Here is a 24,094-nt window from a genome sequence, read left to right as displayed (position 1 = left end):
AGGGGAACCACATGCCTATGACGATCGGGGTCGTCGGGCTCGGCTACGTCGGGCTCACCCTGACCGCGGCTCTGGCCGACAAGGGATTCATCGTGCACGGCGCTGACGTGTCGCCCACGGTGATCGACACCCTGTCGCAGGGCCGGTCGCACATCTTCGAGCCCGGGGTGGAGGAGATCTTCGCCGCCCGGGTCGGCAACGGCGTCCACGTCGCCGCCGAACTGCCGCGCGACACCGTCGACGTCGCCGTCATCAGCGTCTCCACACCGGTCGACGAGAGCACCCGCCGGCCCAACCTGGCCAACCTGGCGAGCGCCGCGCGCAGCGTCGCCGCGACCTGCCGGCCGGGCACGCTCGTCGTGGTGCGCAGCACCGTGCCGGTCGGCACCAGCCGCAAGGTCGTGCTGCCCGAGCTGCGGGCCGCGTGGGGCGACGACGTCAAGCTGGTGATGGCCCCGGAACGCACGATCCAGGGTCAGGCGCTGCGGGAGCTCGTCGAGCTGCCGCAGGTCGTCGGCGGCCTGGACGAGGCGAGCCTGCGGGCCGGTGTGGAGTTCTTCAGCGGTCTGGCGCAGACCGTCGTCGAGGTCTCGGACCTGGAGACCGCCGAGATGGTGAAGCTGTCCAACAACTGCCACACCGACCTCATCTACTCGTTCGGCAACGAGATCGCGCTGATCGCCGAGCAGCACGGTCTCGACCCGCTGGAGGTCCTGCGGGCGGCGAACGTCGGCTACCCGCGCCCCGACCTGGCCAAGCCCGGGTACGTCGGCGGCGGGTGCCTGTCGAAGGACCCGTACATCATGCTGGACAGCGCGGGTGACTACGAGCCGTACCTCGTCGGTCAGGCGCGGGCGCTCAACGAGTTCCTTCCCAAGCACGTGGCCGACACCGTCGTGCGGCTGCTGGCCGAGGCGCGCGGGGAGACCCGGGGGCTGCGGCTCGCCGTGCTCGGGTGGGCGTACAAGGGCTGGCCTCCCACCGACGACATGCGGGGCACGCCGATCGCCGACATGATGCCGATCTTCTCGGCCGCCGGCATCACCGTGACCGGCCACGACCCGATGGTCACCGAGGACGTCATCCGGCAGTACGGCGGCGACCCGGTCAGCCTCGACAAGGCGTTCACCGACGCGGACGCGATCCTCGTGATCAACGACCACCCGGACTACCGGTCGATCGAGGTGACGGAGCTGCTCGGCGACAGCCGCCCGGCGCTGATCTTCGACTCATGGCGCATCCTCGACAGCGCCGCCGTCGAAGCGCTCGGCATCCGCTACGCCGGTCTCGGCTACCTCCCGTCGGCTCCGGCGGCTCCGGCGGTTCCTTCGGTTTCGGCGGTTTCGGCATGAGGGCGCTGCTGCTCGGTGGTGCCGGGTTCATCGGCCTGCACCTCGCCCGCCGCCTGTCCACCGAGGGGTACGAGGTCACGATCGTCGACGACTTCTCCCGGGGCCGCCAGGACGGCGACCTCGACGAGCTGATCGCCCGGCCCGGCGTCAAGGTGATCTCGGCGGACCTGACCGACCCGTCCGCGTACGCCGGCCTGCCGCACGGGTGGGACCAGATCTACCTGCTCGCCGCCGTCGTCGGGGTGCGCAACGTGGAGAAGGACCCCGCCCGGGTGGTGCGGGTCAACACCCTTGCCGCGATGCACCTGCTCGACTGGATCGCGCCCGGTGAACGGGTCTTCTTCGCCTCGACCAGCGAGGTGTACGCGGGTGGCGTCGACGCCGGCGTCGTCAGCGTGCCGACCGGCGAGGACATCCCGGTGATGATCTCGGACATCACGGCGCCGCGGTTCGCGTACGCGGCCAGCAAGCTCCTCGGCGAAGCCGCTTTCCTGCACACCGCGCGGGCCAAGGGCTTCGAGACCGTGGTGGGCCGCTTCCACAACGTCTACGGCCCGCGGATGGGCGCCGATCACGTCATCCCCGAGATGTCGCTGCGCGCGCAGGCCGGCGAGGACCCGTTCCTGGTGCCCGGCGCCGACCAGTTCCGCGCGTTCTGCCACGTCGACGACGCCGTCGAGGCGATGGTGCGGCTGATGACCACGCCCGAGGCGGCCGGTCAGATCGTGCACATCGGCAACGACCGCGAGGAGGCCAACATCGGCGACCTGGCGAAGCTGGTGCTGCGCGTGGCCGGGGCGAACCCCGTCGTCGCCGCCACCCCGGCCCCGCCCGGCTCGGTGCGCCGGCGCTGCCCGGACCTCACCCGGCTGCGGTCGCTGACCGGCTACGAACCGAAGGTGTCGCTCGAAGAGGGCGTGCGATCGACGTACGCCTGGTACGCCGAGCACGGGAGACCGTCATGACCGACCCGATCTGCTTCTACTACGGCAACGGCAAACTCACCGAGCTCGCCGGGTATCCGCGGGTGGTGCTGCAGCCGGAGTTCTACAAACCCGAGGAGATCGCGTTCCTCAAGGAGCGCGGGGTGCAGACCCTCGGCTATCTCACGCTGTCCGAGGACCAGGGGCCGCCCGCCGTCTGGCAGCGCGCCGAGAAGAACCCGGACTGGGGTGGCTCTTTCGTCCACGTCGGACATCCGGAGTGGGTGGCGCACGTGGTCGGTCAGGCCCGGGACGCGATGGCCGCCGGGTTCGACGGGCTGTTCCTCGACACGCTCAACGTCGAGCTGACCTACCCGGAGGACGTGCCGCACCTGCTGACCCTCGTGGCGGCGATCCGGGCCGAGGCGAAGCCCGCGTACATGCTGGCCAACCGGGGTTTCGGCATGCTGCCGCGGCTCGCCGAGCTGGTCGACGGGGTGGTCTTCGAGTCGTTCTCGGCCCGCTGGACCGACGACGGGTACGCGCCCTGGCCCGCGGACGTTCTCGAGTTCCACGCGCAGATCGCCGAGCAGTTACTTCAACTGCAACTTGACCTGTACGCCCTCGACTACGCCGACACCCCGGGTCTGACGGACTTCGCGGTCCGCCGTGCCCACCAGTTCGGCATGCAGTGCGTGGTCAGCGATCGGGCCCTGTCCCGGGTCTGACCCCGCGTATTGGCCTCTTCTCCCGGGCCGGCGACGCGCTGTCGCCGGCCCCTTACGTATCGACAACCATCAACCCCTAAGGCCATGATGGGTACGTGTCGATTGTCGCCTTACGCCGGATCCTGCTCGCCGTCGTCGTCATCCTCGCCCTGATCACCGGCGGGCTGATAGCCGGCGGGCGGGCGGCGCGGGCGGCCGGCGAGCACACCGTGACGTTCGTCAACGCCAGCGGCGAGAAGGTGTGGGTCGGCAGCACGGTCAACGCCGACGAGTCGGTCAACTTCACCCGGCTGCCGATCCTCGAACCCGGCCAGTCCGCCACCATCGTCATCCCGGAGAACACCACACCCGGGCACTGGCGCGGCAAGTTCTTCGCCCGGCAGCGCTGCGCCGGGGTCAGCGGCAGCACGTTCCACTGCGAGGTCGGGGACTGCGGGAACGCCGCCGACCACTGCGCGATCAACTACGAGCAGGACGCCAGCCTCGCCGAGTTCAACTTCGACCCGTCCGACCCGTGGGGCGCGCCCTGGTACAACGTCAGCTACGTCAACGCCGTGTCGCTGCCGATCACCATCACGCCGTACGGTGCGCCCGCACCCGCGCCCGGATCGCAGTACTGCGCCGAGGCGGGCTGCGCGAAACCGCTGCTCAGTGCGTGCCCGGCCGCGTATCTGCGCCGCGACGCCCAGGGCGAGCCGCTGCTCTGCGTCAACCCCAACCGCGACGCGGTCACCGACTACAGCCAGGCGATCAAGGCGGCGTGCCCGCGGGCGTACAGCTGGTCGAAACACGACACCGAGCCCGGCAACCAGGTCATGTACAACTGCAAGGAGTGCACCGGCTTCACCGTCACCTTCCACGCCAACGACGGGGTCACGCCGCCACCCACCACGCCGCCACCCACCGGCGCCGAAACGCAGATCATCAGCGACTGGAACGGCAAATGCGTCGACGTCCCCAACGGCGAATACTCCGACCGGATCCGGCTCGGCGTCTGGGACTGCTGGAACGCCCAGGGCCAGCGCTTCACCTTCGCCCCCGACGCCACCATCCGCATCGGCGGCAAATGCGTCGACGTCGCGGACGGCTCCACCGCGGACGGCGGCTGGGTCCAGCTCTACACCTGCAACGGCACCGGCGCCCAGCAATGGCGCTTCACCTCCGGGGGCGACATCGTCAACACCGCCTCGAACAAATGCCTCGACATCGGCGGCTGGAACCCCGCCAACGGCGCCCCGTTGAACATCTGGACCTGCAACGGCTTCGCCAACCAGAAATGGCACCGGGCCCTCGTCACCCTCGCCGCGGGCCAGGCACCCCCGCCGCCCCCGCCGCCGGGACCCCGCCCCCGCCCCCGGGTGATCTCATGATCACTTCACGTGGCGGTAGGGTGCCACGGTGGCAGTTGTGGAGACCTCGGCCCTCGTCAAGATGCTCACGCTGGGTGCCAAGCCGGCGCTGGAGCGGCTGAAGCGCAAAGAGGCCGTGGTCGCGGCCCTGAAAAAGGTCCATCTCGCACCGGACCGCCCGCCGGCCGATTTCGACGGCGTCTACACGTACGCCATCGTGGAGTTCTGCTACGGCAAGCCGGAGCCGGTGATCCTGCTCTTCCGCAACGAGTTCGTCATGGCGGCCTTCCGGAAGTCCTTCGAGTCGGGCGACGAACGCCACCTGCGCCGTGAGGTCGACCTCGTTCTGCAGTGGAACGACGAGACCGGTGGCCTGGGCCGGATCGACTACAACCTCGCGCTGGAACTGACCGGCTTCCAGGCGGTCTTCGAGCAGCTCGTCGACAGGACCCGCAGCGCCGCGCAGGCCCGGTTGGAGCGCAAGGTCGGCGACGTCCACCAGAGCGTCAGCGACCTCGTGGACCGCATCGACCGGATGAGCACGCCGGAAGAGATCGTCCGCTACATGGTCCGCAACTCCTCCCCGGCGGAGGTGCTCGCCGGTGAGCTGCGCGAGTGGTTCGCCGCGGTCGAGTACAAGATCACCGCGGAGATCCTGAACGGCCCGGACGAGTTCGTCTGGCTGGTCCGGGTCCCGGCCCGCCGCGGCTACGACTCGGTGGTGGTCCTGGGCATCGGTGCCGAGATGAGCCGCCCGGACGTCCTGCGCGCTGCCTCGCTCGTCGGGGAGCACCGGGCCAAGGAGGGGTGGGTCATCGCCCCGCAACGCGTCAGCCAGGCGGCCCGGATCGCCGATGAGGAGCTCGACGAGATCTTCTGCTACACGCTCGACGAGCTGATCGACGAACGGGCGGACTTCGAGCCGTATCTGCATTGGCTTGAGGAGGAGGTCCGCACCCGCCACATCGACACCCGCTATGTCCCGCTGACCTGCGCCAAGGACGACATCGACCGGCGCTCCGGGAAGGTCGGCGGCACCAGTGTCTATCCATGGACGGGAGGCGGCCTCGACGACTACGTCGGCGGCTGGCTGGAGGACGACACCAAGGAACACCTGTCAGTGCTGGGTGAGTTCGGGATGGGCAAGAGCTGGTTCTGCCTGCACTACGCGTGGACCCTCGCCCAGGAATGGCGCGCCGCCAAGGCCGCCGGGCGCAAGCGTCCCCGGCTGCCGCTCGTGGTCCCGCTGCGCGACTATGCCAAGGCCGTCACCGTCGAGTCGCTGTTCTCCGAGTTCTTCTTCCGTAAGCACGAGATCCTGCCCGACGGCTACCGCGTCTTCGAAACCCTCAACCGGCTCGGCCGGCTGCTGCTGATCTTCGACGGCTTCGACGAGATGGCCGCCCGGGTCGACCGTCAGGCAATGATCAACAACTTCTGGGAGCTGGCCCGGGCGGTCGTACCCGGCTCCAAGGTCCTGCTGACCTGCCGCACCGAGCACTTCCCCGAAGCCCAGCAGGGCCGCGACGTCCTGGGCGCGCGGCTGGTGGCCTCGACGTCGGCACTGACCGGCGCGCCGCCGCAGTTCGAGGTCGTCGAGCTGCAGCCCTTCGCGGACGAGCAGATCGGGGAACTGCTGTCCCGGATCACCGACACCCCCACCCGGAACCTGGTCCTCGGCAACGAGGAGCTGATGGAGCTCATGCGCCGGCCCGTCATGTCCGAACTGGCCCTGGCCGCCCTGCCCGCCATCGAGGCCGGCGCCAAGGTGGACCTCGCCCGGGTCTACCTCTACGCGGTCCAGCACAAGATCGACGCGGACATCAAGGCGGAGCGTACGTTCACCTCGCTCGCGGACAAGGTCTTCTTCCTCTGCGAGCTGTCCTGGCACATGCTCGCCGAATCGGTCCTGACCATCAACTACCGCGAGATCCCCGACCGGATCCGCGCCTGCTTCAAGGACGTGGTCCAGGAACAACGCGACCTCGACCACTGGCACTACGACATGATGGGCCAGACGATGCTGGTCCGCGACGCCGACGGCAACTACACCCCGGCCCACCGCTCTCTGCTGGAATTCTTCGCGGCCTACAAGATCGCCGCCGAACTGGGCCTCATGAACACTGACTTCATGACCCTGATCGGCGCGACCGATGCGGCGGGCGCACCATCCTTCGCCTGGTCGGGCCTGGTGGGCGCCACTTTCGGCCAGCGCAGCACCGCATCCGGCTGGCTCCCGGAACCGCTCGAATCAATCGCGTCGTCACTGCTCATCGATACCCTGACCGACCCGGTCCTCAGCCTGCTCGTCACCATGGTGAGCGATGACGCGGGAGCCGTGATGGCGAGGCTGGCCGGCGACACTCGGAACCTGACGGCCGAGGACGAGACAAATCTCGGTGCCCGCTTGGTCGATGTCATCGTGGAGATCGACCCGGCAGGTCTTCGGGGCGCTCATCTGGACGATGCGGCCTTGTCCAACGCGGTTTTCGACCGCTATCTGCGCGGCATGGATCTGACCGGCTGCTCGCTCAGACATGCCGATCTGCGGAACACGGATCTCGAGGACGTCGTCCTGGTCGACGCCGATCTGACCGGCGCGGTGCTCGACGGCGCACACTATCTGGGCTTCGACCGGCGGGCTGCGGCGATCCTCACCGAGGCGTCAGGGAACGAGGTCTACTTCTGCGACCGGCGGGGGATACGGCTCACTCGATGGAGGATCGGCGAGCCACCCGAACCGCTGGCCGAGCTGGACACCATGCTGGAAAGTGCGTCCTGGCTCGACGGAAGGATCGTGGCCGTCGAGGACGTGGCGGGCAGGGACGGTGTCGCGGTCCATCTGATCGATCCGGAAACGGGACAGCAGCAGACCTTCCACAGCCCGAAGTTCGCGGTGACGGCGGCGGTCTTGGGGGACCGCCCGGTGCTGCTGACCCACGACGGCGTGGGCGGCTCGATCGAGATCGTCGTCCGGGACCCCGCGGACTTTCGGGAACTCGGAAGCGCGGTGGTGCCAGGTTTCGACTTTGCAGAGTTCGAGTCCAACGGCGCAGGACGCGTTGTCGGCCTGCTCAGCAACAACCCGAAGAGGGACGAACTCGAGAAGAAGGCCGTCGTCGAGCTGGCCATGCCCGCACCGGGGACGTTGTCATGGACGGTGGCGGGCCTCGTCGCGCTGCAGGAGATCGTCCAGGAGATCATCTTCTTCGGTGCCGGTGACCTGGCAGCCGTCCAGTTCGGTGAGGACGGCCAGCTTGTGCTGTCCCTCTTCGGGGCGGGGTTCACGAACGGGCATCAGTTCGTCTTTCCGACCTGGCCCACCGACTGGTTACAACCGCCATATCCCTACGCCGGTCCCCGCCACTGCTCAGTCAACGCGGCGGGGACCGTGGTGGCCGTCTTCACGGGCGCGCGCATACACGTCTTCGACCTCACGGATCTGACCTCCCCTCGTTTTGTCGTCGACGACCTTCCGTCGGTCACCACCTTCGCGATCCTTCAGAAGTCGGAGACTCTCGTCGTGGCGAACGCCCACGGGCGGGTGGCGGCGTTCGATCTGGAGAACGGGACCGTGATCGACGAGTTCACGCTGAGCCGCAACGTGCGCGGAGCGAACTTCACCGGCGTGGTCGGAGTGCCGCCTGAGGTGCTTGCTCAGTTGAGGTTCAACGGGGCGGTTCTTTAAGAATCCCTTAACCTCTCGGGAGCGCTGATCCGGTGTGGAAGCGCTCCCGTATTGATCGCCGAGGTCCTTTGACAGGAAGGCTTTGGCGAAAATGCACATCACCCGTAGTTCCGCTCGTCGCTGGCAGATCGCCGGTGTCGGCGCGGTCGCCGTGGCTCTGGTCGGCGTCGGTCTCGGGGTCGCCTCGGCCGCCGAGAACACCCCGACGGTGAACTGCCCGTCGGTCGCCGGCGCGCTCGGCACCATTCCCGCGCAGTCGCAGGCGGAGATCGAGCGGAACCTCGCTCTGCTCAACACCCAGATCGCCGAGGCGAACAAGCGCCTCGTGACCAGCAAGGGTGAGGGCGGCCCGAACTTCATCCAGAACGCGATCCTCGGCCCGCTGAAGGACAAGCGGGTGTCCACCATCGACCGGATGGTGATCTCGATCGGCCGGCACACCACGGCGCCCAAGCTGGACGAGCAGGCGCTCGCGACCTGCACGCTCAACGCGGACGGCGGTGGCGTCGCAGCTCCCGAGCCCACTGCCGTCGAGTCCGCCGCACCGGCCACCGGTGACGACGCCGACGGTGGCGCGGACGCCGGCTCCGGCACCGCCCCCACGGTGAACTGCCCGGCCGTCGCCGGCTCGCTCGGTGCGATCCCGGCGCAGGCCCAGGCCGAGATCGAGCGCAACCTCGCGCTGCTCAACACGCAGATCGCCGAGGCGAACAAGCGCCTGATCACCAGCCAGGGCGAGGGCGGCGCGAACTTCATCCAGAACGCGATCCTCGGCCCGCTGAAGGACAAGCGCGTCGCGACGATCAACCGGATGGCGACGGCGATCGGCCGTAACGCCGCGAAGCCGGTCCTCGACGTCGACACCCTGGCCACCTGCAGCCTGAACGAGGGCGGCGGCGCGGCTGCCACCCCCGAGCCCACCGCGGTCGAGACCAGCACCCCCGGCACCGGCACCGAGGCCGGCACGGCCCCGACCGTCAACTGCCCGGCCGTCGTCGGCCTCCCGTCGATCCCGGCGGAGGCGAAGGACGAGGTCGTCCGCAACCTCACCCTGCTCGACACCCAGATCGCCGAGGCCAACCAGCGCCTCATCACCAGCCAGGGCCAGGGCGGCGCCAACTTCATCCAGAACGCCATCCTCGGCCCGCTGGCCGACAAGCGCGTCGCCACCCTGAACCGCATCGAAACCGCCATCGGCCGGCACGCCGCCAAGCCCGAGGGCCTCGAGAAGTTCGCGGTCTGCACGCTCAACCAGTAAGCACTGCCCCGCACGATACTTCGGGCGTGACCGGCTCCGGCCGGTCGCGCCCGACGTGTTCCCGGCGTGATCGGCTCCGGCCGGTCGCGCCCGACCTGTTCCGGCGTGATCGGCTTCTGCCGGCACGCCCGACGTGTTCTCCGGCGAGTTACGGTCTGTGCGGCCCGCCGCGGGGTAAGCAGAAGGCATGACACGTTTAACCGTTATCGGCGGAACCGGGTACACAGGCGCGGCGATCGTCCGGGAGGCGGCCGCGCGCGGGTTCGAGGTCACCGCGTACAGCCGGTCCGAACCCACCGAGCCCGTGCCCGGCGTGCGCTACGAGCAGGGCTCGATGCTCGACGAGGCCTCACGGGTCAAGGCGGTCGGCACGGGTGAGGTCATCATCTCCGCACTCGCGCCGCGCGGGGACCTCGAAGGAAAACTGGGCGGCGTCGATGCTCACCTCGCTGAACTGGCCGGGCTCTCCGGCGTACGGTTCGGGGTGATCGGCGGTTTCAGCTCGCTGCGCCCGCAGGCCGGCGCGCCGCGCTTCACCGACAGCGGCGAGGTCCCGCCGCAGTTCGCCGCCGAGGCCAAGGAGATGGCCGACATCGCCGACGCCCTCGCCGCCGCGCCGGAGTCGCTCGACTGGTTCTTCGTCAGCCCCGCCGCGGAGTACGGCTCGTACGCTCCCGGCGAGGCCACCGGCAACTACCGGCTGGGCGGCGACGTCGCGTTCTTCGACGAGGCCGGCAAATCCGCCCTCTCCGGCGCCGACTTCGCCAAGGCCGTCGTCGACGAGGTCCAGAACCCGAAGCACCACCGCGCCCATTTCTCCGTCGCCTACTGAGACAGCGCGCCTTCTGAGACAAGGGCTCTCACTGAGGCGGCGCCTTTGAGGCAAGGGCGCTCGCTGCGGTAGCGCGCCTTCTAAGGCAAGGGCGCTTGCTGCGGTAGCGCGCTTTCTGAGGCAAGGGCGCTTGCTGCGGCGGCGCGCTTTCTGAGACAAGGGCGCTCACTGGGACAAGGTGCCTTTTGGGGCAAGGGCGCTTACGTCGACAGCGCTTACCGGGCCGGGTCGTTCATCGCCGCGGCGATGGCGGCCTGGTTCTGGTACTCGCGCCAGCGGGTGATCCGGTCGTCCCGGACGGTCAGGACGCCGATGAACGGGGCGCTGGCGGAGAAGCCGGTCGCGACCATCGTGGCGGCGAGCTCGTACTCGACCACGATGGTCTCCGGGGTGGCCGTGTCGTGGACGGCGAGGGTGCGGCAGTCGTCGAAGCGGAACGGGACCGAGGCCTGGCCCGCCCTGATGTAGGCGAGCACGTCGGCCCGGCCGGTGGTGGTGACCGGGCGGCCGGGCATCGCGAACGGCGTCTCCAGCACCACGTCGTCGGCGAGCATCTCCTCGTCGAACGCGGGGGCGTTGCTGATCCAGTTCTGCCGCATGCGCTCGTACATGTCTCGCGGGGTCATCCTGGGCCTCCAGTAAGATGAGTGACGACTCGACTTTGTCCGACGATAATGAGTCGTGACTCATTTTCCAAGGGGGTTCGCCCGTGCGGGCTGACGCGCAGCGCAACCGCGCCCGCATCCTCGACGCCGCCGAGGAGGTCTTCGCGGCCCAGGGCGCGGCGGCGTCGACCGAGGAGGTCGCCCGGCGGGCCGGCGTGGCGATCGGGACCGTCTTCCGGCACTTCCCGGCCAAGGAAGACCTGGTCAAGGCCATCATGAAACGCCTGCTCGGCAGCCTGGTCGAGCAGGCCGGCGAGCTGTCCGGCCCGGCCGGCCTGTTCACCTTCTTCCTCAACGTGGTGGCGAGCGCGGGACGGCAGCGCTCGGTCATCACCCTCGCCGGCGTCGACATCGGCGCGGCGATGGGCGCTCTCGACGACGCGGTGGGGGAGCTGCTCCGCCAGGCGCAGGCCGCTGGGGCCGTGCGCGCGGACGTCCGGCCGGCCGAGGTGATGGCGCTGCTCACCAGCCTGTGCCAGGGCGCCCTGCACAGCGGCTGGGATCCGGCCCTGCGGGAGCGGACCCTGGCGATCGTCTTCCGCGGTCTGGCGACGTGACAGGACCGCGCTCCGGCCCGGACCCGCCGGCCACGGCGGTGGATGAAGGCGGGGCGGCCGTGATCGGTACGCTTCCTCGCATGAAACGTCGTGGCATCCTGCTCATCGCCGGCGTCGTGGTCGCTGCGCTACTGGCCGTGGGGGTGCTGACGTTCCCGCTGCCCTACGTGGTGCTGCAGCCGGGGCCGACCGTGGACACGCTGGGCAGCCGGGACGGCAAGGAAGTGATCACGGTGACCGGGACGCCCGCGTCGGTCTCCGCGGGTCAGCTGCGGCTCACCACCATCCAGGTACGCAGTGACATCTCGTTCTCGCAGGCGTTCAGCAGCTGGTTCAACGGCGACGACGCGGTGGCGCCGCGGGACGTGGTCTACCCGCCCGGGCAGACCACCAAGGAAGTTCAGCAGGTGAACACCGAGGCGTTCCAGACGTCCGAGAGCAGCGCGGTGGTCGTGGCCAAGAAGAAGGTCGGGCATCCGTTCGAGGTGGCCATCGACCTGGACAAGATCGGCGGGCCGAGCGCCGGGCTGATGTTCACCCTCGGGATCATCGACAAGGCCACCCCGGAGGACCTGACCGGCGGAAAGATCATCGCGGGTACCGGCACGATCGACGACGCGGGGACGGTCGGGAAGATCGGGGGCATCCCGCAGAAGCTCGTCGGCGCCAAGCACGACGGTGCGCAGATCTTCCTGGTGCCCGAGGGCAACTGCGACGAGGCCCTCAAGAACGCCGTGCCGGGGCTGCCCATGGCCAAGGTCGCCACGATCGACGACGCCCTCACCGCCCTGAAGACCTTCACCTCCGGCGGGACCCCCGCCCCCTGCTGATGGCGCGGAGCTCCAAGCCTGCCGACAGGGCAGTGCCTCGCCCTCCCTGCTGACCGGCGGAAACGCCCAGTCGGAGGTCGGCCACCGCATCCCCGATCGGCCCCCGCGACCTCAGCCCGGACCGTGAGGCGACGGCCCGGACCGGGGGTGCCGGGCCGGGCCGTCGTGGTGGTGTTGTCAGGAGGTGACGCGCAGGGGCAGGACGTCGGGGGCGCCGAGGCGGGCCGCGTCGGCGGTTTCGTCGTCGGGTTGTTCCTGGGAGGCGCGTTCGGCTTCTACTCGGAGGCGGTAGTTCTCGACCTCGCGTTCTCGTTGTTCCTTGGACCAGTCGAGGATGTCGCCCATCAGATCGGCGGTCATGGGGGCGGCGGCGACGCCGCGGTCGAAGGTCTCGATGGAGATCCGGGTGCGGCGGGTGAGGGCGTCCTCGAGGTGGCGGGCGCCCTCGTGGCCGGCGGCGTAGGCGATCTCCGCGCGCAGGTGGTCCTCCGCGCCTTCGAGGGGTCTGCCCAACTCGGGGTTCTCGCGGATCAGGGTGAGGACCTCGTGGACCAGGGAGCCGTACCGTCCGAGAAGATGTTCCACCCGGGCCACGTGCAGGCCGGACTCGTCGGCCAGGACCCGGCGGCGGTTCCACAGGGCGGCATAGCCTTCGGCACCCAACAGGGGTACGCGTTCCGTGCACGAACGCGGCACCGATCTGCCGAGCCCGTGCACCGCGGCGTCGATGGCGTCGCGGGCCATGACACGGTAGGTCGTGTACTTGCCGCCCGCGACCACGATCAGCCCGGGGGTCGGGCTGGCCACCGTGTGCTCGCGGGACAGCTGCGAGGTGGACTCCGACTCGCCGGAGAGCAGCGGGCGCAGCCCGGCGTAGACGCCCTGCACGTCGCTGCGGTCCAGTGGCGTGGCCAGCACCGTGTTGACCTGCGACAACAGGTAGTCGATGTCGGTGCTCGACGCGGCGGGGTGGGCCTTGTCGAGGGCCCAGTCGGTGTCCGTGGTGCCGATGATCCAGTGCCGGCCCCAGGGGATGACGAAGAGCACGCTGCTGGGCGTACGCAGGATCAGGCCCGTGGACGACTGGATCCGGTCGCGCGGCACCACCAGGTGGATCCCCTTGCTGGCGCGGACGTGGAACTGTCCCCGCTCACCTACCAGGGCCTGGGTGTCGTCCGTCCAGACGCCGGTCGCGTTGACGACCTGCTGGGCGCGGATCTCGAACGTGCGGTCGTGTTCGAGGTCGTGGACGCGGACGCCGGTGACGCGCTCCCCCTCGCGCAGGAAGCCGACGACCTCGGTGCGGTTGGCGACGTGGGCGCCGTACGCCGCTGCTGTGCGGGCCAGGAACATGGTGTGCCGGGCGTCGTCGACCTGGGCGTCGTAGTACTGCAGCGCCCCGACCAGCGAATCCTTCTTCAGGGCCGGGCAGACCCGCAGCGCCTGCCGGCGGGTCAGGTTGCGGTGCCGGGGCAGGCCGCCGCTCGCGGTGGCCATCAGGTCGTAGAGCTGCACGCCGGTGCCCGCGTACAGCCGCTCCCAGAACCGGTGTTTGAGGGGGTAGAGGAACGGGACCGGCCGGGCCAGGTGCGGGGCGAGGCGTTGCAGGATCAGGCCGCGTTCCCGCAGCGCCTCGCGGACCAGGGCGAAGTCCAGCATCTCCAGGTAGCGCAGCCCGCCGTGGATCAGCTTGCTGGACCGGCTGGACGTGCCGGAGGCGAAGTCGCGGGCCTCGACCAGCCCGACCGAGAGGCCGCGGGTGACGGCGTCGAGGGCGGAACCCGCGCCCACCACGCCACCGCCGACGACGAGCACGTCGACCTCGTGCTGCTCCAGGAAGGTCAGGGCGGCGGCGCGGCTTGCGGGGGAGAGCGTCGTGTCAGTCAACGTCTACCCAATCGAGAGTGCGCTCGACGGCCTTCTTCCACCGGCCGTACCCGTCTTCGCGCTGTTCGGGGGACCACTCGGGGCTCCACCGCTGGGATTCGTTCCAGTTGTCGCGCAACTCGTCGGTCGACTTCCAGAAACCGACGGCAAGGCCTGCGGCGTACGCGGCCCCGAGCGCTGTCGTCTCCGCCACCACCGGCCTGCTCACCTTCACGCCGAGCACGTCCGCCTGGATCTGCATGCACAGGTTGTTGACGGTGATGCCGCCGTCGACCTTGAGCACGTCGAGGGTGACCCCGGAGTCCTGCGCCATCGCCTCGACGACGTCACGGGTCTGGTAGCAGATCGACTCGAGGGTCGCGCGGGCCAGGTGCGCGGCGGTGTTGAAGCGGGACAGCCCGACGATGGCGCCGCGCGCGTCGGAACGCCAGTACGGCGCGAACAGCCCGGAGAACGCGGGGACGAAGTAGACGCCGCCGCTGTCCGGGACCGACGCGGCGAGGGTCTCGCTCTCGGCGGCGTCATTGATGACGTGCAGCTGGTCGCGCAGCCACTGCACCGCCGAGCCGGTGACCGCGATCGAGCCCTCGAGGGCGTAGACCGGGGCGGCGTCGCCGAACTTGTACGCGACCGTGGTGAGCAGGCCGTGCTCCGAGCGGACGAGTTCGGTGCCGGTGTTGAGCAGCATGAAGTTGCCGGTGCCGTACGTGTTCTTGGCCTCGCCGACGTTGAAGCAGACCTGGCCGACCGTGGCGGCCTGCTGGTCACCGAGGTCACCGGTCAGCGGCACCTCCCCGCCCAGCGGCCCGGGCCAGCGCGCCACGCCGTACGTGTTGGGGTCAGACGACGGCCGAATCTCCGGGAGCATCTGCCGCGGGATGTTGAAGAACCCGAGCAGCTCGTCGTCCCAGTCCAGCGTCTCGAGGTTCATCAGCATGGTGCGGCTGGCGTTGGTGACGTCGGTGATGTGGTTGCCGCCGTCGACGCCGCCGGTCATGTGCCAGAGCAGCCAGCTGTCGGTGTTGCCGAAGATCGCGTCGCCGCGCTCGGCGGCCGCACGGACCCCGTCGACGTTGTCCAGGATCCACTGGATCTTGCCGCCGGAGAAGTAGGTCGCGGGGGGCAGGCCGGCCTTGCGGCGGATGACGTCACCGCGCCCGTCCCGGTCGAGCGCGGAGGCAATTCGGTCGGTACGGGTGTCCTGCCACACGATCGCGTTGTAGTACGGCCGGCCGGTGCGGCGGTCCCACACCACGGTGGTCTCGCGCTGGTTGGTGATGCCCAGCGCGGCCAGATCGGTGGCCTGCAGGTTCGCCTTCTGCATCGCGGTGCGGATGACCGACGTGGTGCGCTCCGCGATCTCGATCGGGTTGTGCTCCACCCAGCCGGCCTGCGGCAGGATCTGCTCGTGCTCCAGCTGGTGCCGCGCCACCTCGTTGCCGCCGTGATCGAAGATCATGAAACGGGTGCTGGTGGTGCCCTGATCAACTGCGCCGACGAAATCAGCCACGGCCTGCCTCCACGGTCTCGGGTGTCTCATTCTGCGGGATGCGGCCCGGCTCCTCGGCCTCGCCCGGCTCCTTCGGGAGGAACCGGCCGACCAGCGCCTGGTAGAGCCCGGCACCGAGCAGGCCACCGAGGATCGGCGCCACGATCGGTATCCAGAAGTACAGGTAACCGGTCTGATCGCGGAACGCCCCGCCGTACCCGGTGAAATAGCTTGCCAGTCGCGGCCCGAAGTCACGGGCGGGGTTGATCGCGTAGCCGGCGTCGGTGCCCCACGCCATGCCGATCCCGACGATCAGCAGGCCGATGACGACCGGGGCGAGGTTGGCCGCCGGGGGAGTGCCGGCCGCGTCGGTGATGGCGAGGATCAGGAAGAGCAGGATCGCCGTACCGATGATCTGGTCGCGGAACGCCCCCCACTCACCGACCGGGAGGGTTCCGTTGCCGGGCAGCGTCGAGAAGACGCCCTGGGTCTTGATGGTCAGGCCGGGGTCGGCGGCGTGCAGGACCTCGGTGTAGTTCCACCGCACGATCAGCGCGGCGACGAAGGCGCCGAGGAACTGCGCCAGGGAGTAGGGGAGCACCTTGCGCCATGAGAAGCCCTTGAAGGCCGCGAGCGCGATGGTGACCGCGGGGTTGAGGTGGGCGCCGCTGACGCGGCCCGCGACGTAGACGCCGAGCATGACGCCCAGGCCCCACGCCCAGGCGATGCTGTCGTGGTCGCCGATGCCGCCGCCCGCCACCTGCGCGACGACACCGACTCCGAAGAGGATGAGGATCATGGTCCCGGCGAACTCCGCGGCCAGTTCGCCCGCGAGGCCTCCGGGAACTTTCCATCGTGCTGCCATGACCACGACGCTATGAAGGTGACCGGGGCCACACAATGAACACCGTTCGGCATTGTCGAACATCGAACGGTTTCTTTCCGTAACCGGCAGGCATAACATCCGTAACGTGCCTGGAACCGTCCAGTCGATCGAGAGAGCCGCTGCGATCCTGCGGATGCTCGCTGGCGGGCCCGGTCATCTCGGGCTCGCGGAGATCGCCCGGTCGCTCGATCTGGCGAAGGGAACGGTACACGGCATCCTGCGCACCCTGCAGGGCGTCGGCTTCGTCGAGCAGGACCGGTCCTCGGGGCACTACCAGCTCGGCGCGGCCCTGCTGCACCTCGGCACCAGCTACCTCGACATCAACGAGCTCCGGTCCCGCTCGATCAACTGGGCGGACCCCCTGGCCGCCCGCTCCGGCGAGGCGGTCCGGATCGGCACCGTGCTGGAAGGGAAGGTCCTGGTGGTGCATCACGTGTTCCGTCCCGACGACACTTTCCAGACCCTCGACATCGGAACACTGCTCCCACTTCATGCCACTGCTCTCGGCAAGGTGCTCCTCGCGTACCGGACGGCTCCTCTTCCTGACCTGGAGCGCTTCACCCATCGGACCGTGACCGCACCCGCCCGGCTCGCCACCGACCTGGCCGGGGTCCGCGAAGCGGGCTGGGCCGCCGACATCGAGGAACTGACGGTCGGCCAGGCCGCCGTCGCCGCCCCGATCCGTGGGTACGGCGGCCTCGTCGTCGGCGCGATCGGCGTCTCCGGCCTCGTCGAACGCATCTGCGACAGCCACTACCGCCCGCACCCGCGCCTCGTCGGCTATGTCCGCGACGCCGCCCGCGCGGTCTCCCGGGACCTGGGAGCCACCCGATGACCTCACCGACCGAACGCTTCGTCGTCGCCATCGACCAGGGCACCACGTCGACCCGGTGCATCGTCTTCGACCGCCGCGGCCAGCTCGTCTCCCTCGCGCAGCAGGAACACAAGCAGTACTTCCCCCGGCCCGGCTGGGTCGAGCACGACGCCGCGGAGATCTGGCGCAACGTCGAACGGCTCGCCCCGCTCGCCCTGCGCCGCGCCGGCATCACCCTCGACCAGGTCGCCGCGGTCGGCATCGCGAACCAGCGCGAGACCACGGTCGTCTGGGACCGGCGCACCGGCGTCCCGGTCAGCCGCGCGCTGGTCTGGCAGGACACGCGTACCGACGCGCTGGTCACGGCGTTGCGCGACGCCCCGGGGGCCGCGGCGGTGCAGGAACGCTCGGCGCTGCCGCTGGCGACGTACTTCTCCGGCCCGCGCCTGCGCTGGATGCTCGACCACACCCCCGGCCTGCAGGAACGAGCCGAGCGCGGCGAGATCCTGTTCGGCACCATGGAGACCTGGCTGATCTGGAACCTCACCGGCGGCAAGCACTACACCGACGTCACCAACGCCAGCCGCACCAACCTGCTCGACGTCCACACCCTCGACTGGTCCCCGGAGTCGCTCGCGTTCTTCGGCATCCCCCGGGCCATGCTCCCCGAGGTCAAACCGTCGGTCGGCAGCTTCGGGACGGCGGTCGCGGCCTTCGCCGGGGTACGCATCGGGGGCGCGCTCGGCGACCAGCAGGCGGCTCTGTTCGGCCAGACCTGCTTCACCCCCGGAGAGGCGAAATGTACGTACGGCACCGGCAGCTTCCTGCTCCTCAACACCGGCACCGATCTCGTACGCTCGGACAACGGCCTGTTGAGCACGGTCGCCTACCAGGTCGAGGGCTCCCCGGCGCACTACGCGCTCGAAGGCTCCATCGCGATCACCGGCTCGCTGGTCCAGTGGTTCCGCGACCAGCTCGAACTGATCGCCAGCGCCCCCGAGATCGAAACCCTCGCCCGCACGGTCAAGGACAACGGCGGCTGCTACATCGTCCCGGCCTTCTCCGGCCTCTACGCCCCGCACTGGCGCTCCGAGGCCCGCGGCGTCATCGTCGGCCTGACCTCGTACATCACCAAGGGCCACCTCGCCCGCGCCGTCCTCGAGGCCACCGCCTGGCAGACCCGCGAGGTCGTCGACGCGATGAACGTCAACTCCGGCCTCACCCTCAAGACCCTCAAGGTCGACGGCGGTATGACCGCCGACAACCTCCTCATGCAGTACGTCGCCGACGTCCTCGACGTCCCGGTCGTCCGCCCCCTCGCTTCTGAGACAGTGAGTCTCGGAGCGGCCTACGCGGCCGGTCTGGCAGTCGGCTACTGGCCCGACCTGGAGGACCTGCGCCACAACTGGCACCGCGCCGGGCAGTGGCTCCCGGCCATGGACCCCGCCCTGCGAACCACCGAATACGCCAACTGGCGCCGAGCCGTCGAACGCACCTTCGACTGGATCCAGCCCGCGGCCTAGCCCCCTCCGCCTGCCGGTTGCTACTTGTTGCTTGTGCCTGCTCGCGCTGCTTGCTGCTTGCCCCGGTTCTGCCTGCGACTGCTCACGCTGCCTGCCGCTTGCTCCGGTTCCTGCAGTTCCGGTTCCTCTAGGCTCCAGCGATGCTTGATCTACTGCGGGCCGCGGGCCTCGACGGGTACGAGGCGTCCGAACACGACATCCACGGCTCAACGGTCGTCGTGGTGCTGGTCGAAGGCCGGTCCTTCGAGGCCCTGCACTCGGCCCGCGCGGGTCTGACGGACCACTACCAGGTGCTGGTCGACGACATCCAGCAGGTCATCGACCCGGACTTTTACCACAAGGCCACGCCTGCCTCGCTGATCGCCGACGCCGCGGACCTCGACCTGGACGCGCGGATAGCCGAGCTCTCCGCGAGATGGCTCGGATCGACCGAGCTGGGCAGCGCCGCAGACGCGCTCGGTCCCGACGACTACGACATCGCGAGCTTCGGCGAGTCGGAGGCGCTCGTCATCCTGCCGCAGCCGGAACCATGGTCGGTCTTTGCCTACCTGGGCACCGCATGGACCATCCTCGGTGCTGACCCCGAGATCATGCTCGCGGCCGGCCGCCGCTGGTACGACCGCTACGGCGCCGAGCCGACCGTTGCGGGGCTGGCAACCGGCTTCCTCGTGCCGCGGCCACCTGCCGACCCGGCCGAGGCCTGGCAGGTCGCCGTTGAACACGTGACGCTGGCCGGGCTGACCGCCCGGACAAGACTGCGGGGGTATGCGCGGTCACTGGAGACGCTGCCGCACTGGACCCTCTACGACCGGCCGTGACGATGCCCGTCCGGCCGTCCTGCCTGAGCGGTGCTCTCGGCTCGGGCGGTGCTCTCGGTTTGAGCCGTGCTCTCGCCCGGGGTGAGCGATGCTCTCGGCTTGGGCTGAGCGGTGCTCTCGGTTTGAGCGGGTGCTCGCGGTGCGGGTGGCGGCGGTCAGCGTTTGTGCAGGCGGAGGGTGACCGCCGTGCGGGTGTAGGTGACTTCGGCGCGGTAGGCGGTGTCGATGGCAGTGACCTGGGTGAAGCGGCCGGTCACGCGGTGGGCGGTCAGGACCGTCTGCGGGCGGGTGGAGCGGCCGGTGATCTCCAGGGTGCCGGCCAGGGTTGCTTCGCCGGCGATCGTCAGGGCGCGGGTCTCGGCCGGGAGGGTCAGGACGCCGGAGCGCTGGCGGTAGCGGCCACGCAGACGAAGCGCCTCGGTCACGTGCAGGGTGCCGCCGGCCAGCGTCACGTCGCCGGTGCCGAGGGCTGACGGGGCTGCGGTGATCAGGGCGCCGGCCTTCAGCGTCGTACCGCCGCGGTAAGTGTTGGCGCCGGTCAGGGTGCCGGTGCCGGACTTGGTCAGGGCGCCGCGGCCGGTGATGTCGTTGTGCCAGGTGTCCGATGTGGCGTCCAGGTGCAGGTCGACGTCGTGGTCGAAGGCGCCGTAGCCGTCCGCCGCCGCGAACAGGTTCAGCCGGCCCCAGTTCTCCGGGCCGTCCAGCAGCGGGTAGCCGGCCGGGAGCGCCGTGGTGCGCAGAACCTCGCGGCGCTGGTCCGCGGTCAGGTACGCGAAGCGCGTCTCGAGGAGGACCTCGGCGCCCTGCGGGACGGTCATCGGGGTGCTCGCGTGGCGGCGGGGCAGGCCGTAGGTCAGCTTGGCCGCCACGAGACGCTTGTTGGCCGACCGGTCCGCGTAGGGATCGGTGGCGGTGCTCTGGCCGGAGGTGGTGGTCGCGCTGGTCAGGGCGGCCGGGAGGAGGGTCGTCTTGATCTGGTTGCGGGCGTCGGTCTTGAGGGTGGCGTTGGCGGGGTCGTTGAGGGCGGCAGCGGCCAGGGCTGTCGCGAGGATGCGGCCGCCGATGACGTCGGCGGGGGAGTGCATGCCGGCGATGATGCGGGTGTCGCTCAGGTCGAAGGCGGCGGTGACGAGCTCCTGGAGGCGCTCCGGCACCGCGTAGGCGAAGGCGAGCGCGGCGAGGTGGAACGCGTTCGTGTGCCCGCTGGGGAAGCCGCCGTCGTCGGCCGGTGCGAGGCCGCGCTGACGTAGCAGCTGCGGGACGACGGTGACCTCGGAGTCGTAGACGGGGTAGCCGAGGGCGTCCAGCACCCCGGTGTCCACGACCTCGCTGTCCTCGTTCATCCGCCACGGGCGCGGGTACTGGTAGGCGGCCTTGCTCGGGTTCCCCGAGGCGAACGGCCCGCGGACAGTGTTGACGAGTGAGACAACCTGTCCCAATGCCGAGGTGGGCGAGCCTGCCCCGACCGCGGACCCGGCAGGCGCGTCGGCGGGCACGGCGTCGCTGATGGTGGTCGGCGGGGTGGACTCCGGCGCCGTGGTGATGCTGGTGACGGCGAGCGCCTTCTCCTTGTAAGCGTCGGCGTAGGGGCCGAGCGCGGAGATGACGGCGTAGCTCTGGTGCTGCCGGTCCTGGATGAACGCGCGCGCGGTCTGCGCCGGCGTGCGGCTGCGGGTGACCCGCACGACGTAGCGCATGTTGGCCCGCAGCACGGCCGGGTCCAGCACCGTGCCGCTGTCCCAGGTGGTGCCGGTGTGCCAGAGCCGCTGCATGCCGGAGAGGATCCGCACGGCGGCGTTGGTCTCGACCGTGAGGTTCGCGGTGACGTTCGTCTGATAGTCGGTGACGAACGCGTTGACCGCGGTCTGTGCCGCTCTGGACGGTGCGGCCTGTGTCATTCCGGCCTGTGCGGCTGCGCCTGGGGCCGTTGTGGACGAGGCCGCGTTCGCGGGCGCGGCGGTGAGGAACTGTGGCAGCGCGGGTGCGGCTGCTGCGGCAACGGCGGCTCGCAGCAGGGTGCGACGGCTCACGAACACGATGGAACTCCCCGGGAAGGCAACCCCTCCAAGATCGTCAACGCTGGTCACGGGTGAGCGAACCCCGCCTGGTCGGCAGATGAACACCGGCGGTCACCTGGCCGGGGCGGTGAGCGGCGGCGGGCCGTACGGCCCGGCTCGCGGCTGCTCGAGATCGACAACGGGCCCACGCCGGCACCCTCGGGCGGCTACGCGGGGTCCGGGACGCGGAACCGCATCGTGAGGAGGTGGCCCTTGGCGATGGCGTGGAGGTGCCCGCCTGTTCCGGGGATCAGATAGCTGACGTGGCCGCGTACCCGGAGGACTGATGTCATGGCACCGGTCCGGTCGACGGTCATGAGTGAGCCGTCCGTGAAGGCGATCAGTGCGCGGCCGGCGACCACGGACGAGGCGCAGATGCCGCCGTGGTCACGGTGCTCGATCTCGGCGATGACACCGCGAACCAGGTCGACAACCGCGATGCCGGTTTCGTCAGCCAGCCAGAGGGTGCGGCCGTCGCGCATCGGTGCCCGCGCGGCGAGATCCCGCTCGTGGGTCCACAGCAATTGGACGCCTTGATCCGGATGGAAGGCCATGACTGTGCGGCGGCCGCTGAGGAATGTCCCGGCGCTGTAGGGGCTGCCGGAGTCGGGGAAGTACATCGGTTCCGGGAGGGGCCACTCGGCCAGGACCGCTCCGGTGGGCGCCAGCGCGAGGAGCACCGGGCGGTTCCGGCCCGCGACGAGCACTGCCGCGGCGCCTTCGGGTCCGAGCCGGATCGGGAGGGGCGTGGCGATCGGCCCGAGGTCGGTGACCAGCGTGCCGCCGTCGGTGAGTGGTGTGCAGGTGAAGGGCAGGGCTGTGCCGTCTGTCAGGGACAGGCGGGTCATCGGACGGTAGCCGCGCCAGCCGCCGATGAATACGTCGGTGTTGCTGACGGTGACGTGGTGGCCGAACTGCAGGTCCGGCCTCGACCACAGCGGCTGTCCGGTGCGCAGGTCGAAACAGTGCAGTACACCCGCCTGGCTCAGATACAGGCAGCGGTCGGCCGTGGTGACCGTGGTGCCCCAGCAATCCTCGACCCGGCTGCTCCACAGCTGCTTGCCGGTGGCCGGATCCAGGCGGGCCAGGCGTGTCCACCGTTCTGTCACCAGGAGGGAGCCGGGCGCCGCCGTCATCGCCTGGGCACGCATGTGCAGGGGCCTGGTCCAGAGCAGTTCAGCCATGGCCGGGCGGCTGATGGGCATGGCCAAGGGGTGTGGGGGCATGGTCAAGGGACAGTACCTTCAGAGTGCGGACGGGTCCGGGCTCAGACGAAGGCGCTGTGGCCCGTGACGGCGCGGCCGACGATCATCGTGTTGATCTCGCGGGTGCCTTCGTAGGAGTAGAGGGCCTCGGCGTCGGCGACGAAGCGGCCGATGTTGTAGTCGAGGACGATGCCGTTGCCGGCCAGGAGTTCGCGGGCCCAGCCGACGACCTCGCGCATGCGGGTGGTGGTGTACGCCTTGGCCAGCGCCGAGTGCTCGTCCTTGAACTCGCCGGCGTCCTGGAGCTGGGCGAGGCGTACGCACATGCCCAGCGAGCCGGTGACGTTGCCGAGCATGCGTACCAGGAGGTCCTGGACGAGCTGGAACTTCGCGATCGGGCGGCCGAACTGCTCGCGTTCCTTCGCGTAGTCGAGGGCGATCTCGTAGGCGGCCAGCATGACGCCCACCGCTTCCCACGCGACGCCGCTGCGGGTGGCGCGCAGGACCTTCGATGTGTCCTTGAACGTGCGGGCGTTCTCCAGCAGATGATCGGCGGGGACCACGCAGTCCGTCAAAGTGATGTCGGCGTTCTGGACGATGCGCAGGGCGATCTTGTTCTCGATCTTCGTGGCGGTGAAGCCGGGGGTGTCCTTCTCGACGATGAAGCCCTTGACCTGGTTGTCGTCGAGGTCGCGGGCCCAGACCACGGTGAGGTCGGCGAACGTCGCGTTGCCGATCCAGCGTTTCGCGCCGTTGAGGACCCAGTTGTCGCCGTCGCGGCGGGCCGTGGTGCGCAGGCCCGCGGCGACGTCGGAACCCCCGGTCGGCTCGGTCAGGGCGAAAGCGCCGATCGTGGCGAACGTACGCATCGCCGGCAGCCACCGCTCCTTCTGCTCGGCCGACCCGCAGGTCTCGATGCTGCCCATCGCCAGGCCGGCGTGCACCCCGTAGAACGTCGCCATGGACGCGTCCGCGTGCGCCATCTCCAGCGCCAGCCAGCCGGAGAGCAGGTTCGACTGCGAGGAGCCCGCGATGCCCAGGTCGGCGAAGCCCTTGACCAGCTCGAACGGGAATTCCGCCCGCGCCCAGTAGTCGTTGGCGATCGGCGTGACCTGCTCGGCGAGGAAAGCCCGGACCCCCGAAACAACGGAAGCCTCGGAGGGCGAGAGCAGGTCCTGGAAGCGGTAGAGGTCACCCGTCAGCATGGGAACCCTCTTACCCACGTGATCGCTC

19 protein-coding genes are annotated in these 24,094 nt (G+C 69.8%); 12 read left to right on the top strand and 7 right to left on the bottom strand.

Annotated elements, in window-relative coordinates; genetic code table 11:
• Positions 1-11 precede the first annotated feature (11 nt).
• From Aco04nite_RS27050 to Aco04nite_RS27020, 7 genes are all read left to right on the top strand, one after another.
• Positions 12-1,352 carry a nucleotide sugar dehydrogenase gene (locus Aco04nite_RS27050; protein ID WP_244876328.1) on the top strand — a complete coding sequence of 447 codons (1,341 nt, stop codon included), beginning with the start codon at positions 12-14 and terminating at the stop codon, positions 1,350-1,352.
• Positions 1,349-2,317, top strand: coding sequence for an NAD-dependent epimerase/dehydratase family protein (locus Aco04nite_RS27045; RefSeq protein WP_213000064.1), 969 nt, complete (start codon positions 1,349-1,351; stop codon positions 2,315-2,317). Before Aco04nite_RS27050 ends, Aco04nite_RS27045 begins: the two co-directional genes overlap by 4 nt.
• The gene (locus Aco04nite_RS27040) at positions 2,314-3,003 is read left to right on the top strand and encodes an endo alpha-1,4 polygalactosaminidase (protein ID WP_203839634.1); all 690 of its coding nucleotides are present in this window, start codon (positions 2,314-2,316) and stop codon (positions 3,001-3,003) included. The genes Aco04nite_RS27045 and Aco04nite_RS27040 overlap by 4 nt, the downstream gene beginning before the upstream one ends.
• Before the next feature lie 95 nt (positions 3,004-3,098).
• Positions 3,099-4,373, top strand: a complete 1,275-nt coding sequence (locus Aco04nite_RS27035) for a thaumatin family protein (protein WP_213000063.1) — start codon at positions 3,099-3,101, stop codon at positions 4,371-4,373.
• A gap of 28 nt (positions 4,374-4,401) precedes the next feature.
• Positions 4,402-8,040, top strand: a complete 3,639-nt coding sequence (locus Aco04nite_RS27030) for an NACHT domain-containing protein (RefSeq protein ID WP_213000062.1) — start codon at positions 4,402-4,404, stop codon at positions 8,038-8,040.
• Positions 8,041-8,131: 91 nt separating this feature from the next.
• Positions 8,132-9,298: a hypothetical protein gene (locus Aco04nite_RS27025; RefSeq protein WP_213000061.1), complete on the top strand. Its 1,167-nt coding sequence runs from the start codon at positions 8,132-8,134 to the stop codon at positions 9,296-9,298.
• A gap of 187 nt (positions 9,299-9,485) precedes the next feature.
• A complete protein-coding gene (locus Aco04nite_RS27020) occupies positions 9,486-10,130 on the top strand; it encodes an NAD(P)-dependent oxidoreductase (RefSeq protein ID WP_213000060.1) in 645 nt (214 codons plus the stop codon).
• 215 nt (positions 10,131-10,345) lie between these two features.
• On the opposite strand, the gene Aco04nite_RS27015 is transcribed toward Aco04nite_RS27020, so the two are convergent.
• On the bottom strand, positions 10,346-10,756 hold the full coding sequence (locus Aco04nite_RS27015; protein WP_213000059.1) for a nuclear transport factor 2 family protein: 411 nt from the start codon (positions 10,754-10,756) through the stop codon (positions 10,346-10,348).
• 83 nt (positions 10,757-10,839) lie between these two features.
• Between Aco04nite_RS27015 and Aco04nite_RS27010 the strand changes: the two genes are divergently transcribed.
• Both Aco04nite_RS27010 and Aco04nite_RS27005 read left to right on the top strand, forming a co-directional pair.
• On the top strand, positions 10,840-11,352 hold the full coding sequence (locus tag Aco04nite_RS27010) for an SbtR family transcriptional regulator (RefSeq protein WP_213000058.1): 513 nt from the start codon (positions 10,840-10,842) through the stop codon (positions 11,350-11,352).
• An 80-nt stretch (positions 11,353-11,432) separates the two neighbouring features.
• Positions 11,433-12,182 (top strand): YlbL family protein, encoded by a 750-nt coding sequence (locus tag Aco04nite_RS27005; protein ID WP_213000057.1) that lies wholly within the window; start codon positions 11,433-11,435, stop codon positions 12,180-12,182.
• Positions 12,183-12,359: 177 nt separating this feature from the next.
• Here the strand turns inward: Aco04nite_RS27005 and Aco04nite_RS27000 are convergent, their stop codons facing one another.
• From Aco04nite_RS27000 to Aco04nite_RS26990, 3 genes are read right to left on the bottom strand one after another with little or no spacing between them, the layout of a single operon-like run.
• Complete coding sequence (locus tag Aco04nite_RS27000) at positions 12,360-14,069, bottom strand: glycerol-3-phosphate dehydrogenase/oxidase (protein ID WP_213000056.1); 1,710 nt, start codon at positions 14,067-14,069, stop codon at positions 12,360-12,362.
• Positions 14,062-15,579 carry a glycerol kinase GlpK gene (gene glpK, locus Aco04nite_RS26995; protein WP_213000055.1) on the bottom strand — a complete coding sequence of 506 codons (1,518 nt, stop codon included), beginning with the start codon at positions 15,577-15,579 and terminating at the stop codon, positions 14,062-14,064. Before glpK (Aco04nite_RS26995) ends, Aco04nite_RS27000 begins: the two co-directional genes overlap by 8 nt.
• Positions 15,572-16,423 carry an MIP/aquaporin family protein gene (locus Aco04nite_RS26990; RefSeq protein ID WP_213000054.1) on the bottom strand — a complete coding sequence of 284 codons (852 nt, stop codon included), beginning with the start codon at positions 16,421-16,423 and terminating at the stop codon, positions 15,572-15,574. The genes glpK (Aco04nite_RS26995) and Aco04nite_RS26990 overlap by 8 nt, the downstream gene beginning before the upstream one ends.
• 106 nt (positions 16,424-16,529) lie before the next feature.
• Here Aco04nite_RS26990 and Aco04nite_RS26985 point away from each other — a divergent pair, with 106 nt between their 5' ends.
• From Aco04nite_RS26985 to Aco04nite_RS26975, 3 genes are all read left to right on the top strand, one after another.
• Positions 16,530-17,279 (top strand): IclR family transcriptional regulator, encoded by a 750-nt coding sequence (locus Aco04nite_RS26985; RefSeq protein ID WP_213000053.1) that lies wholly within the window; start codon positions 16,530-16,532, stop codon positions 17,277-17,279.
• Positions 17,276-18,781 carry a glycerol kinase GlpK gene (glpK, locus tag Aco04nite_RS26980; RefSeq protein ID WP_203839622.1) on the top strand — a complete coding sequence of 502 codons (1,506 nt, stop codon included), beginning with the start codon at positions 17,276-17,278 and terminating at the stop codon, positions 18,779-18,781. The genes Aco04nite_RS26985 and glpK (Aco04nite_RS26980) overlap by 4 nt, the downstream gene beginning before the upstream one ends.
• Before the next feature lie 140 nt (positions 18,782-18,921).
• Positions 18,922-19,599: a DUF4253 domain-containing protein gene (locus Aco04nite_RS26975; RefSeq protein ID WP_213000052.1), complete on the top strand. Its 678-nt coding sequence runs from the start codon at positions 18,922-18,924 to the stop codon at positions 19,597-19,599.
• A gap of 155 nt (positions 19,600-19,754) precedes the next feature.
• On the opposite strand, the gene Aco04nite_RS26970 is transcribed toward Aco04nite_RS26975, so the two are convergent.
• From Aco04nite_RS26970 to Aco04nite_RS26960, 3 genes are all read right to left on the bottom strand, one after another.
• Positions 19,755-21,629 (bottom strand): phosphatase PAP2 family protein, encoded by a 1,875-nt coding sequence (locus Aco04nite_RS26970; protein WP_244876327.1) that lies wholly within the window; start codon positions 21,627-21,629, stop codon positions 19,755-19,757.
• A gap of 194 nt (positions 21,630-21,823) precedes the next feature.
• The gene (locus tag Aco04nite_RS26965) at positions 21,824-22,861 is read right to left on the bottom strand and encodes an outer membrane protein assembly factor BamB family protein (RefSeq protein WP_213000050.1); all 1,038 of its coding nucleotides are present in this window, start codon (positions 22,859-22,861) and stop codon (positions 21,824-21,826) included.
• Between the two features lie 62 nt (positions 22,862-22,923).
• Positions 22,924-24,084 (bottom strand): acyl-CoA dehydrogenase family protein, encoded by a 1,161-nt coding sequence (locus tag Aco04nite_RS26960; RefSeq protein ID WP_244876326.1) that lies wholly within the window; start codon positions 24,082-24,084, stop codon positions 22,924-22,926.
• Between the last annotated feature and the right edge of the window lie 10 nt (positions 24,085-24,094).

The sequence above is a fragment of the Winogradskya consettensis genome, from assembly GCF_018332715.1.
GTDB classification, from domain to species: Bacteria; Actinomycetota; Actinomycetes; order Mycobacteriales; family Micromonosporaceae; genus Actinoplanes; species Actinoplanes consettensis.
The sequence above is the reverse complement of the archived record's forward strand: the minus strand, read 5'-3'. Positions and strand labels throughout refer to the sequence as shown.

What these genes read in the sequence shown, in the direction of transcription:
- Aco04nite_RS27050 (WP_244876328.1), top strand. Translation starts at nt 12, where the DNA reads ATGCCTATGACGATCGGGGTCGTCGGGCTCGGCTACGTCGGGCTCACC.
- Aco04nite_RS27045 (WP_213000064.1), top strand. Translation starts at nt 1,349, where the DNA reads ATGAGGGCGCTGCTGCTCGGTGGTGCCGGGTTCATCGGCCTGCACCTC.
- Aco04nite_RS27040 (WP_203839634.1), top strand. Translation starts at nt 2,314, where the DNA reads ATGACCGACCCGATCTGCTTCTACTACGGCAACGGCAAACTCACCGAG.
- Aco04nite_RS27025 (WP_213000061.1), top strand. Translation starts at nt 8,132, where the DNA reads ATGCACATCACCCGTAGTTCCGCTCGTCGCTGGCAGATCGCCGGTGTC.
- Aco04nite_RS27020 (WP_213000060.1), top strand. Translation starts at nt 9,486, where the DNA reads ATGACACGTTTAACCGTTATCGGCGGAACCGGGTACACAGGCGCGGCG.
- Aco04nite_RS27015 (WP_213000059.1), bottom strand. Translation starts at nt 10,756, where the DNA reads ATGACCCCGCGAGACATGTACGAGCGCATGCGGCAGAACTGGATCAGC.
- Aco04nite_RS27005 (WP_213000057.1), top strand. Translation starts at nt 11,433, where the DNA reads ATGAAACGTCGTGGCATCCTGCTCATCGCCGGCGTCGTGGTCGCTGCG.
- Aco04nite_RS26990 (WP_213000054.1), bottom strand. Translation starts at nt 16,423, where the DNA reads ATGGCAGCACGATGGAAAGTTCCCGGAGGCCTCGCGGGCGAACTGGCC.
- glpK (WP_203839622.1), top strand. Translation starts at nt 17,276, where the DNA reads ATGACCTCACCGACCGAACGCTTCGTCGTCGCCATCGACCAGGGCACC.
- Aco04nite_RS26975 (WP_213000052.1), top strand. Translation starts at nt 18,922, where the DNA reads ATGCTTGATCTACTGCGGGCCGCGGGCCTCGACGGGTACGAGGCGTCC.
- Aco04nite_RS26965 (WP_213000050.1), bottom strand. Translation starts at nt 22,861, where the DNA reads ATGCCCATCAGCCGCCCGGCCATGGCTGAACTGCTCTGGACCAGGCCC.